Source organism: Variovorax sp. KBS0712 (genome assembly GCF_006323185.2).
Classification (GTDB): domain Bacteria; phylum Pseudomonadota; class Gammaproteobacteria; order Burkholderiales; family Burkholderiaceae_C; genus Variovorax; species Variovorax boronicumulans.
Genome location: NZ_VCCD02000001.1, coordinates 594,386 through 606,740, shown reverse-complemented (window position 1 = coordinate 606,740; position 12,355 = coordinate 594,386). Strand labels below are relative to the sequence as shown.

The following is a 12,355-nucleotide window of genomic DNA, read 5'->3' as shown; positions in this document are numbered from 1 at the left end:
CCATCCGACACCCATCCGACCCAAGAGGACGCTAGCCATGAAAACCACCCCGCACGCATCCCCCGCCGCTGCCGCCTTCGTGCTCGCCGCCGCGCTGCTCGGCGCCGCCGCTCCTGCGGTGGCCCGCGACAACCCCGTGGACCCCGTGAGCAACCCCGACAAGCTCGACTACCGCGACGTCGAGGCGCGCCGCCCCGACTTCAAGGAGCCCTTTCTGCGCGACGGCGTCGTCTCGCGGCCCGAGCGCTTTCGCGAGATCAAGCCCGGCCTCAACCAGGCCCAGGTGCTCGCCGTGCTCGGACAGGCGCTGAAGCAGCAGCGCGGCGCGCTCGGCACCGAGTGGGACTACCACTTCAAGTTCCAGATGCCCCAGTCGGCCAACTACCTCGTGTGCCAGTACAAGGTCGTGTTCGACGACAGCCAGGCCGTGCGCAGCGCCGTGTGGCGCCGCCGCCAATGCCTGGACCTGCTGCCGCGCTGAGCCGCGACGCCGGCCCGCAGCCCATGCCTCGCGATTCCACGCGCGCCCCCCGTCCCTACGAGGCCTTCGTGTACGGCAACTCCGCCGACGAGCCCACGCGGCTCGCCGAGCGTTGCCTGGAGGTGATCGAGGGTACGCTGAAAAGCGTCGACCGCGTCGTGGCCTGTCTGCGTGCCGCCGAGCTGGAACACGGCATCGGCATCGCGGCCATGACGCGCGCCCAGATCGCCGACGCCGCCGAATGGCACCGCGCCAAGCTGCAGGGCCTGCTGGCCGTGAAGCTGCAGCTCACGAACCGCGGCGGCGACCTTCATCTGGTGGACGACCTGCACCTGGTCGTGCGGCTCAAGTCGCGCCTCACCGCGCCCGGCGGCTTTCTGGCGGAGCTGTACCACCTCATGCCCCATGGCTGACGTGGACGACGCGGCCCTCGCGGTGGATGCGGTCCGCTGCACGGGGCCTTGTCTTCTTCTGGTGTTGAACGACAACGCCCTCACGGCCGCCCCGGGAGGCGCGCCGTGATCCGCCGCACCAAGCGCTTTCGCAAGACCCTCTACCGGTTGAGCGACGTGGCGCTGTGGCTGCTCCTTGCGCTCTTCCTTGCGCTGGCGGCCGACGCGCTGCCGGCGCGAGGCGTCAGCCAGGACCACCACGACAGCGAAGCCGAGCGTGCCACCCACGCGCACTAGCTGGCGGCCGGCCCCGAGCCGAACCTTGCTTCGCCTCCGGTGAAGCAGAAAAACCGGGGCATCTCAGATATCTCGTCGATTCGAGAAATCGTCGACGAATTCTTTTCTCTTGCGCGGCTTCGCTTCTCTACAGTGAATGCCCCCGCGACAAGACGGCCCGCTGTAGCGGCCGACGAACCCCGTGAAAGGAACGTCTTCTTCCCATGCATCCATTGATCGATTGACGAGCGAATGAACCGCTTTGCCTCACGGCGGGTGTCGATGTCTCTTTGTGAAGCAGCGACACGAATGTGAGGCACAAAAGGCGACGGCCAGGGTGCGTGAACACCCTGACCGTCTGACCAAGAGACGTGCAAACACTTTGGAAAGAGAGCACACCAAATGGCTGAGCAAATTATCGCTGGGCGTTCAACGCCCAAATCTTCCCGCCGCACACGCGGCGCGGCCTCCGTCAGTCCCACGGGCGAAGACGCCCGAGACCTCCTCGAAATCAAACTGGCCCAGCTGAACTCCCTGCTGTGGTGCTGCTACGGCGACGGCAACGGCTGGTTCGAGGAAGCCGGAGAGAAACACCGGGATCACATGCTATGGATTGCGGCGGATCTGGCGCGGGAGGCGGAGAGGTTGTTGGGGGAGAGTGGGAGGGGATAGAGGGCTGGTCAGCCGTCGTGTCTTTGTGGCCGCGGCTGCCCACTCTTCCTCGTCCTTTAGCGCTGCGAGGGGACAGAGTCGTTGGCTTCTGGGTTGAGGTCAGGATCGCTTTGCAGCGATTGCTTGCGGTCGCGATCCGGGTTAGCGCGGTGCTGCGGCGCTGAGCGTTCAACGAGAATGGTGAAAACACAGGAGCACGCCATGGAGGGGGTATTTGCCAACCGCAGCGAGAAGCGGGATTTCGTTATCAACGAATTGGAGCGTCGCGCGACGGACGAGTGCCCCGTCTATATCGCGTCGGCGTTCTTCACGCATTCGGAAGTGGTGGAGCGGATTTTGCAGAAGGGTTGCAAGGTCCTGATGGTCGTCCGCCTAGGATTTCCCACCAGCCCTCTTGCCATCGAAAAGGTAAAGGCGTACCCCAACCTGCAGTTGCGTATCTACACCGGGCACGCGTTTCACCCCAAGCTCTACATCTTTGGCGACGAACTAGCCTTGGTGGGCTCTGCCAACTTGACCCACGCCGCTCTGCTCACGAACCAGGAGGTCATGGTCAGTATCGGATCGGACGACGCGAGGCTTATGGAGCTCATGGCGATCTTCGAGGACTATTGGGACGGGGCTGAGGTCCCTACCGATGAACAGCTCGCGTTCTACAAAGAAATCTACAAGCAGAACGAGCAGCATCAGGAGAAGTCCGATGCCTTAGCCCAGAAAGTGCTAGAGAAGCTCGGCGACAAGTCGCCTGCGAACATCAATCGAGGCCAGGCCAAGCCTAAGAAGCAGTCACTCTTTCTCTCCAACTTCCGGCGCACCTACCAGGAGGCAGTTTCCGCCTTCGATATCGTCCGCAAGACCTACCGGGCCAGCGGCTATCGCAAGGCGCCGGAGTCAGCCGTACCGCTGCGCATCGAGATCGACTCCTTCATCAGCTGGGTGCGCGAGAAGATCGCACCAGGCGAATCTTGGAAGTCGGGTCCTTTTCGGACTGCCTCGGAGCAGGAGAAGCACATTGGTGACCTGATTTCGCAGTGGAAGACCGTCTACTGGAAGCACTTCGAAGAGACCATCGTCGGTGAGCGCTACCCGCGGTTCAACAGCGTGTTCGGCTCGCGCGAAGCGATCCTGGCAGCGGACGATTCTGAATTGTTCGATGCTCTGGGAACGTTGCACTCTTTCTACGACCGATTCAGGTTCTTCGATGGCGGCGTGGCGGGTTGGAAGGCCAAGTTTCCGACCTTCAACGACCCTAAACGTACCCGCGAGACATTGGCCTACCTGGTCTACGGCGAAGGCGAAATCGTCCAGCGCATGGCCAACGCGATCTTCGATTCGCGCTGGAAGCTCGACGAGTTTGGTCAGGCCAACGTCCAAGAACTGATCGGGTGGCACAACCGAGAGGATTTGCCCATCATCAACGGCCGTACCACTAAAGTGCTTCGGTACTTCGGATCCAAGGTGCGTCAGCTATGAACCGCCACTACGGTTGATCCGAGGAGGTCGCCATGTCCAACGCCTCGAGCATCACCGCCGGTCGCCTCTACCGCATCATGGACTTCAGCCGCGTCGTCCAATTGTTTGAGCGCCAGGAGCTCTATTTCGCCCATCCCACGAGCTGGGACGACCCCTTCGAGCAACGGGTGAAGCATCAAAGCAGCCATGCGTTGTTCGCGCAGTGCTGGTGTCAGATCGGTATCTCTGACGCGATGTGGCGCATCTATTCCCAAAACGGGATGGGGGTCCGGATTTCTACGACCACCAAGAAGCTGTCGAGGGCCGTTCGCGCCGCAATCCGCCCTTTGGGATATGGGTGGGACTGTCGGCAAGTCGAATACCTCTCCCAGCACGACCTTGACCAACGGACCAAGCAGATCGCCAGCGGGCTCGCTCGTGATTTCAACGTCCAGAAGGCGGTCAATCTGTTGTACCTCAAACGCGAGGCGTTCCGACATGAGACCGAATGGCGCGCGGCGATCTACTGCCCAGAGGCGAACCCGGACAAGGTAGCGCCGGGGCTTGCGGTAAAGATCGACCCGCACAAGCTGATCGACAACATCCTCCTCGACCCACGCGCCCCTAAAGAGCTTGTCGACGCCTTCCAGTTCTACTTTCAGCAGAAGTTGGGCTACAAGCGCCGGGTTGGGCCTTCGATACTCTACAAGTCGCCGCAGCCCATCCAAATCATGCGAGAGTGAGCGGGATCTGTGTCAGGCAATTAGCCAAGGATTTCCCGACGGAGTCGGGTCCGCCGATCCAGTACCTGCGAGGTACAGCGGCTGTTCGATATGCTGGCGGTCTACCCCAACACTTGATAAGCACACAGTGTCGCCTTCTTCCTCCTTGGATATCGACTGGGCGTCGATCCATCCCTTAAATGGTTCGAAGCAAGATGCCTTCGAAGAGCTCTGTACTCAGCTAGCGCGCGTGTCGTGCCCAACCGGCTCGAAGTTCATCCGGAAAGGACGACCGGATGCCGGCGTGGAAGCGCACGTCATCCATCCGGACCGCACCGAGTGGGCATGGCAATCGAAGTACTTCGACGCGATGCGAAGCTCTCAATGGACGCAACTCGACGAATCCGTCAAGACAGCGCTCGTCGGCCACCCCAATCTGACGCGCTTCATCGTCTGCGTGCCAGTGGATCTTCCCGATGGGCGAACCAGCAGTGCGAGGACTGCAAGACAGCAATGGAACGAGCGCGTCGAGAAGTGGTCTGGCTGGGCCACCCGTTCGGGCATGTCGGTCGAGTTCGTTTGGCAGGGAAGCCACGAAATGCTGACCGAACTTGCAAAGCCGCTGCACGACGGCCTCGTGCATTTCTTCTTCGGCATGCGGCACCTCGACGACAGTTGGTTCGCGGCTCGACTGTCGGAGGCGCTTCTAGCCGCGGGGCCTCGGTACACGCCGGAGCTCAACATCGAATTGCCACTCTCCCACGACTTTGACGCGTTTGGCCGCACGCAAAAGTTTTTCGATGGTGTCCGAGCAAGAGCGAGGCGCATTACAGATCGGATGCGAAACCACGCGTTCAGTTTGGTCAAGGAACCGAACGCTCAACTGCAGAAAAAGATGGAGGCTGCACAGCTGGCATGCGATCACACGATCGAAGAGTTCAAAGCACTGTCGAACGACCCAGTACAGCAGGATCCGCTTGGCACATTGAAGTGTTCGCTGCGCGAAGCAGTGCGCAAAACCGGTGACCTATTCTCGGAGTACCAGCAGCAGCGTGAGGAAGCAAAGGTCAAGAGGGAGAACTCTAGTAGTGATGCCACGGTGCCTCAGGAGGAAAGCGACCACTCATACACGCTTCGAGAACTGAACGCTGACCTGCGTGATGCGCTTTCGCACATAGATAAGCTGCATGCCATCGCGTCCGGAAACCTGGCCATCATTGCCGGCGACGCGGGCAGCGGGAAGACTCATCTTCTCTGCGACCTGGCAAAACAACGGTCCAGCAAGGGCCTGCCGAGCATTGTTCTCATGGGCCAGCGGTTCTTGGATAGCGGCGACCCGTGGACTCAGGCACTGCAGCAACTTGATGTTGGAAGCTGGAATGCCGGAGATCTAGTCAAAGTGCTGGAAGTTGTCGCGCAGAGAGCCAATAGCCGAGTGCTCTTCATCATCGACGCGATAAATGAAGGAGCGGGCCGGCAACTCTGGCCGGCCCACCTATCTGCATTTCTGCACCGCCTGAAAGCGTCACCCTGGATTGGCATCATCATCTCCGTGCGCAGCTCTTACGCTGCGGATCTGCTGCCTGAGGACGCAACCCAAGGCGCAGTCTGGCTCGAGCATCGTGGCTTCGAGGATGTGGAGTTTGACGCCACCCGCGCATTCTTTGAATATTTTGGAATCGACCTGCCCTCGACGCCGCTGCTTGCGCCCGAGTTCAGCAATCCCCTGTATCTCAAGACCCTGTGTCTAGGTCTTCAGGCGTCCGGTCAAAAGCGGTTGCCCCGCGGCTTTCATGGCGTAGTCAATGCATTCATCCAGTACGTCGCGGCCATTAACAGGAAGGCAGCCCTCGACCTCGACTACGACAAGAAAATCAATCTTGTCGCAGACGCGCTGAAGGCTCTTGCCAGACACATGGTGGACAGCCGCAGCCCGTGGTTGAGCTATTCCGAGGCACGGAAGATAGTGGACACGCACCTGCCCGGCCGCGACTACTCTCGCTCGTTGACGGCCAAACTCTTTGGAGAAGGGCTGCTGATCGAGGAGCAGGCCTGGTCACATACAGAGAAAAAATTGGTGACTGTCGTCCAGATCGCCTACGAGAGGCTGTCTGACTATTTGTGCGTAGAGTGTCTTCTTGACTTGCATCTCGATGCGAAAGATCCGTCGAAGGCATTTGAAACTGCGGGCCCTCTGGACCTCAAGGCACTTTGCACGACGTGGTCGAGACCTGGTTTTCACGAGGCCCTCCATATCCTGGTCGCTGAGCGCAGCGGGAGGGAACTGATAGGAATGATGCCGGCACTCGCCCACCAGCATTTCACGCCTAGCGTCTTCCTGAATAGCCTCGTGTGGCGGGACCCTAAGGCCATCACGCCTCAGGCCGTGGCCTATCTGGATATTCTTAGAAAGGAGAATCAAGAGGACGTCATTGAAACGCTAGTGACGCTCGCGACTATCCCTGATCACCCGTTGAACGCCAAGTTCACAGATGGTCTGCTGCGGAAAGACTGCATGGCAAAAAGGGACGCTTGGTGGTCCATCGGACTGCACAGCCAGTGGGAGCGGAAGAGTGCTGTTGATCGGCTTATTCAGTGGGCCAATCGACTTTGGCCACACACCAAGATCACGGACGAATCAGCCACACTGACCGCATCCATTCTGGCTTGGCTGCTACCGACGTCAAACCGATACCTTCGCGACAATGCAACTAAAGCACTGGTACGGGTTCTCTCATGGAGGCCCTTGGTAATCGAGAATTTGCTTGAGAATTTTTGCGAATTGGACGACGCCTACGTCGTTGAACGAGTACTGGCGGCCGCATACGGCGCAACAATGAGGACCCAGGACGCACGTGGCGTGGCCGCGGTCGCAGATCTGACCCATGCCAAGGTGTTTGCAGCCGGCAAACCGAGACCCCATCTGCTGCTGCGCGAATATGCTCAAGGCATCATTAAGAGAGCGCAGTACTTGCAAAAAGCCTCTAGCGAAAGTCGGTGGCCCAATATAGACCCGCCCTACGTTAGTGATTGGCCGAAGATTCCTACCGAGAGCGAAATTGACGCTATAGCGCCCTCGTGGAGCGGCGACAAATCAAAGAGCGTTGCTTGGGGGCACCACAGAATCCGCTCGTCAGTCATGAACGACGACTTTGGTCGTTATGTTATCGGCACGAATTTCGGATCAACCAACTGGCTCTCACTACGGCTAACTGAGCCTCAGTGGGTGTCACTCGATCAGCAAATTGAACGTGCCGTGACGACACTCTCCAAAGCTGAACACGACGACTGGGAGCGTTTTCAGAGTGCAGTGCAGGCCCGCGTTTTTGAACGATTCGATCACCGCTTGAAAGGGATTCTTTCAAGTGCCAAAGAGTTGACTGAAGGGGAGTCCCCCCAGCGTAGTAGAGCCGAGCGAGATCTCGCCGAGGCTCGACAACGACTGACCACCACGCTAGGAAAGAAGAGCTCCACCTTTACGCCATTGATGGATGCGATTGCTGGTAAATCTTCAACGCGTATGCCGCCAAAGTTCGATCTGAAGCTTGTGCAGCGCTACGTGGTTGGCCGCGTGTTCGACTTGGGCTGGACGGCCGAGCGTTTCGACCATTTTGACAGTGATGTAAAGGGCAGTGGCCGTGAGGCTGCAAAGGCCGAACGCATTGGAAAGAAGTATCAGTGGATCGCCTATCACGAGATGCTCGCGTATATGGCCGACCACTATCAATTCCTTGACTCGCGATCCAGGAAAGTCGGTGCTGCCTATCGCGGTAGCTGGCAAGAGGATGTACGCGACATAGACCCGTCGAACGTCATGCAGCCGTTAGCTATTGAAGAGAGCAATGTGCCAATCCCCTACGCTTTTTGGGGGGCTACGGGCATCCGGAATTGGCATGTGGACGTTGACGGCAAGGCATGGGCGAGCATCACCGAGGACATTCCCCGGCCACAAGATCTGCTGTTCAGTCGGGATGAGCCGTCGCGTAGCGACTGGGTCAACCTGTACGCACATTTGAAATGGAGCATGCCGCGCCCAGCTTACGAGGACTCCTTTAGGGACGGACGACGCGAGGTCTGGATGCATCTTGACGGCGCCCTTGTGCGGCAAGCGGACATTGGGAAGCTAAAAAGCAAGCAAGTCATCAGCGAAATTGAGCGCCATAGCCAGAGCGACAGTGGGCTGCACGAGATCTACATCGGTGAGATTGGTTGGTCGGAAGCGTCGACATTCTTCAACGACCCGTACTACGCCCATATGGGATGGGCAGGCGGCGTCGATCGAGCATTGCTCGATGCCATCGGAGCGTCTCAAGGCTATTCCCGGGAGCGAGGGGGATTTGATTGCTCGATCGATTCCGAATCAATCTCCCTGCGCATTCCGACCGACAAGGTGCTCGGCTACCTTGAAGGAAGTTGGAGCGGAATCTCGGCCACCTACGTGGACAAAGCTGGCACCGTAGTCGCTTTCGACCCATCGGCGAATGTCGCCGGACCATCATCCCTGCTACTCAGGAAGGATCGCTTGGCCAAAGTGTTGCGAGATCACGAACTGGCTGTTTGCTGGTTTGTCCACGGCGAGATGACTGACGCAGCGGGGGCGCCACACTACGACATTCATGCGCGCAGATCGTTTGAAGGTATCTTCACTTGGGATGGGGTGAGTTTCACGGGCAAGTACTCGTTTGGCAAGGTGGAGTCGTTCGTCGAGAATTCCTAGTCGCTTCGGTAAGTAGCACGTCGGCTTATCGATCTGAGACTGGACATCCGGAGGTGAATTTTTGAGTGGGCGCAATCAGTCTGAAGCAATCATCTAAGCGAGGCTGCTAGTGACAGCGCTTCAGAGGGCGAGGACTGCTCGGAAATCAACGCTTTTCAGCGACAGATTTCCTGCATTCGCCCTCACCTCTGCGGCATATCCTTAACCGAATACCCCAAACTCACAGTCGCATCCTCCGGAATCCCCGGCATCGTCGCATTCCAAGCCTGCCACTGCGCCCGCATCGCCTCCAGCCGCTGCGGCTCCTTCTTCCCCAGGTTCGCGCGTTCGCGCTCATCGGCCGGAATGTTGAACAGGTACTCGTTGCCATCGACCTTCAGGTACTTCCAGTCGCCGTCGCGCATGGCTTCCTGGCCGCGGTGGTTCATGCGCCAGTGCAGGGGGCGGCGGAAGGTGTGGGTGGCGTCTTTCAGCACGGGCATGAGTGACACGCCATCGAGCGGGTACGCCGCGTCGGCCTTCACGCCGGCGGCGTCGAGCATGGTGGCCGACCAGTCCATGGTCATGCACAGCTGGGTGCTCTCGCCGCCCTTGGCGATCACCTTGGGCCAGTGCGCGATCCATGGCACGCGGATGCCGCCTTCGGTCAGGTCCATCTTGCCGCCGACGAGCGGCCAGTTGTCCGAGAAGCGCTCGCCGCCGTTGTCGCTGGTGAACACGACGAGGGTGTTGTCGGCCATGCCGTGCTTTTCGAGCGCGGCCATGATCCAGCCGATGCCCTCGTCCATGTGATGGATCATGCGGCGGTACACATGAATGTTGCCGCCCGACAGGTCGAACAGGTTGTCCTTCACGAGCGGCGCCTTGTCGGCGTCGTCGCGGGTTTCCCACGGCCAGTGGGGGGCGGTGTAGTGCAGGCTCAGGAAGAAGGGCGCCTCTTGCGTGGCCATGCGTTCGACGTAGTCGACGGCGCGCTTGGAGAGCACGTCGGTCAGGTAGCCCTCGTCGTCCTTGTGCTCTTCTTCGCCGTACCAGAGGTCGTGGCGGCCGGCCGAGTCGCAGTGGGTGAAGTAGTCGACACCGCCCGACATGGGGCCGAAGAATTCTTCATACCCCGAGCGCAGCGGGCCGAAGCTGGGCGGGTAGCCCAGGTGCCACTTGCCGATGAGCGCGGTCTTGTAGCCGCTGTCTTTCAGCAGCGACGGCAGGGTGGGGTGCTCGGTGGGCAGGCCCAGCGTGGTGCTGCCGCGGCTTCGGCTGTTGATGGGCTCTTCGGCCGCGCCGCGCAGGCGGTACTGGTACCGCGCGGTGATCATCGCGAAGCGCGTGGGCGAGCACACGGGCGAGTTTGAATAGCCCTGCGTGAGCTTCAAGCCGTTGGCGGCCAGGCCGTCGAGCACGGGCGACACGCGGCCAAAAGGCGCCTCGCGGCCGCCGTAGCAACCGAGGTCGGCATAGCCGAGGTCGTCGGCCACGATGAAGATGATGTTGGGGCGGGTGCTGCTGCGTGTCGTCATAAGTCGCTGAGAGGTTTTTCGATCAGGGCTGGTAGCCGGATTTCTGCACGACCGGGGCCCATTGCGCCTTGTAGGCCTTGAGCATCGCGGCGGTCTGCGCCTGGGTGCTCACCACCGGCGTCATGCCGGCGTCCTTGAACTTGCGTTGGGTGTCGGGGTCTTGCATCACGGCGTGGATGGTGGTGGCCAGGCGTTCGACTTTCTCCTTGGGCATGCTGGCCGGCGCGAAGAAGGTGTTCCAGCCGGTGGCGGCGAGGTCGAGTCCGGCTTCCTTGAAGGTGGGAATGGTGGGCGCGAAGGGCGAGCGCTTTTCGCCCGACAGCGCCAGGATGCGCAGCTTGCCGGCGGTGTGCTGCGGCAGCACGACGTCTTCGGTGTCGACGGCAATGGGCACCTGGCCGCCGATCAGGTCATTCAGCAACGGGGCGGAGCCGCGGTAGCCGATCACCTGGGTCTGCACCTTGGCCTTCTCGCCCACCATGAGGCCGAAGAAGTGCGGCAGGCTGCCGGTGGCGGGCACGCCCACGTTGGCCTGCTGCGGGTTGGCGCGCATCCATGCGAGCAAATGGTTCAACTCGCGCACGGGCAGGGTGGGCGACACGGCCAGCGCAAAGTCGTAGGCGTTGACGTGCGACACGGGCACGAAGTCGCGCTCGGCGTCGTAGCCGTTGTCCTTGAAGACGAGCGGCGCCACCACCATCACGGCGGGGTTGGCGAGCATCAGCACGTTCTGGTTGGCGGGCGTGGCCTTGGCCTGCTGCGCGGCCAGCCGGCCGCCCGCGCCGGGCTTGTTGTCGACGATCACGGGCACGCCGAGCTGGGCCGCGAGCTTGTCGCCCACGATGCGCGCCACGCGGTCGGTGGCGCCGCCGGGCGCGTAGCCGACGACGATGCGCAGCGGGCTGTCGAGTGCGGCTTGGGCGGCCTGTGCGCGCGCGAGCGTAGGGGCGGCGATGGCCGCCACGAGGCCGGCCATGGCCAGCACGGCGGCGAGGCGGCGGCGGGCCGGGTTGAAGGAAGAAGCGAAAGCGGGGAGGGCGCGCGGGATCATGAAGGGTGTGTCCTTGTTGTCGATCGGTCGGTCAGTCATTGGCCTGGAAGTTCACGGCCTTCATGATGCCGGCCCAGCGGGCAATGTCTTCGCGCATGGTCTTCACGAGCGCCTCGGGGCCGTCGGCCACGGGGTACATGCCGTTCTGCAGCAGCAGCTGGCGCACGTCGCGGCTGTTCACGGCGCGGATGATTTCGGCGCGCAATTTCTCGGCGGTGGCCGGCGGCGTCTTCAGCGGCGCGTAGTAGGCGAACCATGCGGTGGCCACCACGTCCTTGTAGCCGCTCTCCACGAAGCTGGGCAGCTGCGGCATGAGCGGCGAGCGCTTGTCGCCGCTGGTGGCCAGCACCTTCACGCGGCCGGTGGGCAGCATCTGCTGCGCGCCGCCGATGGTGTCGAAGTACACGGGCACGGTGCCGCCCATCACGTCCTGGCGCGCGGGCGTGGAGCCGCGGTAGGGCACGTGCACCATCTTCAGGCCGGCCGCGCGGTTGAGCATTTCGCCCAGGAAGTGCGAGGGCGTGCCGGCGCCGTACGAGCCGAAGCTGACCTTGTCGCCCTGCGCCTTGGCCCAGGTGATGAACTCGGCCAGGGTGTTGGCGGGCACGTCCTTGTGCACGGTGAGCGCCAGCTCGAAGCGCGCGGCGTTCACCAGCGGCACGAAGTCCTTGATCGGGTCGTACGACAGGTTGCGGTAGGCGCTGGGGAACATGGTCATCATGCTCGCGGTGCCCAGCAGCAGGGTGTGGCCGTCGGGCGGCGCGGTCTTCACGGCGTCCACGGCAATGCGGCCGGCCGCGCCGGAGCGGTTGTCGATGATGAGCGGGCCGAGCGAATCGCGCACCTGGTGGGCAATGGCGCGGGTCAGCACGTCCTGCGTGCCGCCGGCGGGCACGCCGATGAGCACCTTGATCGGCTGGCCGGGGGTGAAGGGCGCGGGCTGCTGCTGCGCGAACGCAAGCGGTGCGAAGGATGCAAGGGGGGCAAGGGCCAGCCCGCCAAGGGTGGTCAGGGTGCGGCGGCGGGTCGGGTCGGGAAGCTGGGGCATCGTCAATCTCTCCGGGGTCTCGTTCGG

The 12,355-nt window shown here is 61.6% G+C and carries 9 protein-coding genes; 6 read left to right on the top strand and 3 right to left on the bottom strand.

From position 1 onward, the window contains the following. Positions 1 to 37 precede the first annotated feature (37 nt). From bamE to avs2, 6 genes are all read left to right on the top strand, one after another. Positions 38 to 481, top strand: a complete 444-nt coding sequence (bamE, locus tag FFI97_RS02665; protein ID WP_062479197.1) for an outer membrane protein assembly factor BamE — start codon at positions 38 to 40, stop codon at positions 479 to 481. 23 nt (positions 482 to 504) lie between these two features. Continuing rightward, positions 505 to 894 carry a hypothetical protein gene (locus FFI97_RS02660; RefSeq protein WP_139704491.1) on the top strand — a complete coding sequence of 130 codons (390 nt, stop codon included), beginning with the start codon at positions 505 to 507 and terminating at the stop codon, positions 892 to 894. A gap of 105 nt (positions 895 to 999) precedes the next feature. After that, positions 1,000 to 1,170, top strand: a complete 171-nt coding sequence (locus FFI97_RS33545; RefSeq protein ID WP_185993549.1) for a hypothetical protein — start codon at positions 1,000 to 1,002, stop codon at positions 1,168 to 1,170. Positions 1,171 to 2,022: 852 nt separating this feature from the next. After that, positions 2,023 to 3,294 (top strand): phospholipase D family protein, encoded by a 1,272-nt coding sequence (locus tag FFI97_RS02650; RefSeq protein ID WP_185993548.1) that lies wholly within the window; start codon positions 2,023 to 2,025, stop codon positions 3,292 to 3,294. A gap of 32 nt (positions 3,295 to 3,326) precedes the next feature. Then, a complete protein-coding gene (locus FFI97_RS02645) occupies positions 3,327 to 4,016 on the top strand; it encodes a DUF2971 domain-containing protein (protein WP_139704497.1) in 690 nt (229 codons plus the stop codon). Between the two features lie 127 nt (positions 4,017 to 4,143). After that, a complete protein-coding gene (gene avs2, locus FFI97_RS02640) occupies positions 4,144 to 8,712 on the top strand; it encodes an AVAST type 2 anti-phage system protein Avs2 (RefSeq protein ID WP_185993547.1) in 4,569 nt (1,522 codons plus the stop codon). A gap of 182 nt (positions 8,713 to 8,894) precedes the next feature. Here the strand turns inward: avs2 and FFI97_RS02635 are convergent, their stop codons facing one another. The 3 genes from FFI97_RS02635 to FFI97_RS02625 form a co-directional block, all read right to left on the bottom strand. Beyond that, positions 8,895 to 10,229, bottom strand: a complete 1,335-nt coding sequence (locus tag FFI97_RS02635) for a sulfatase (RefSeq protein ID WP_139704500.1) — start codon at positions 10,227 to 10,229, stop codon at positions 8,895 to 8,897. Positions 10,230 to 10,251: 22 nt separating this feature from the next. Continuing rightward, positions 10,252 to 11,205: a Bug family tripartite tricarboxylate transporter substrate binding protein gene (locus FFI97_RS02630; RefSeq protein ID WP_095949153.1), complete on the bottom strand. Its 954-nt coding sequence runs from the start codon at positions 11,203 to 11,205 to the stop codon at positions 10,252 to 10,254. A 106-nt stretch (positions 11,206 to 11,311) separates the two neighbouring features. Beyond that, the gene (locus FFI97_RS02625; RefSeq protein WP_139704502.1) at positions 11,312 to 12,328 is read right to left on the bottom strand and encodes a Bug family tripartite tricarboxylate transporter substrate binding protein; all 1,017 of its coding nucleotides are present in this window, start codon (positions 12,326 to 12,328) and stop codon (positions 11,312 to 11,314) included. Between the last annotated feature and the right edge of the window lie 27 nt (positions 12,329 to 12,355).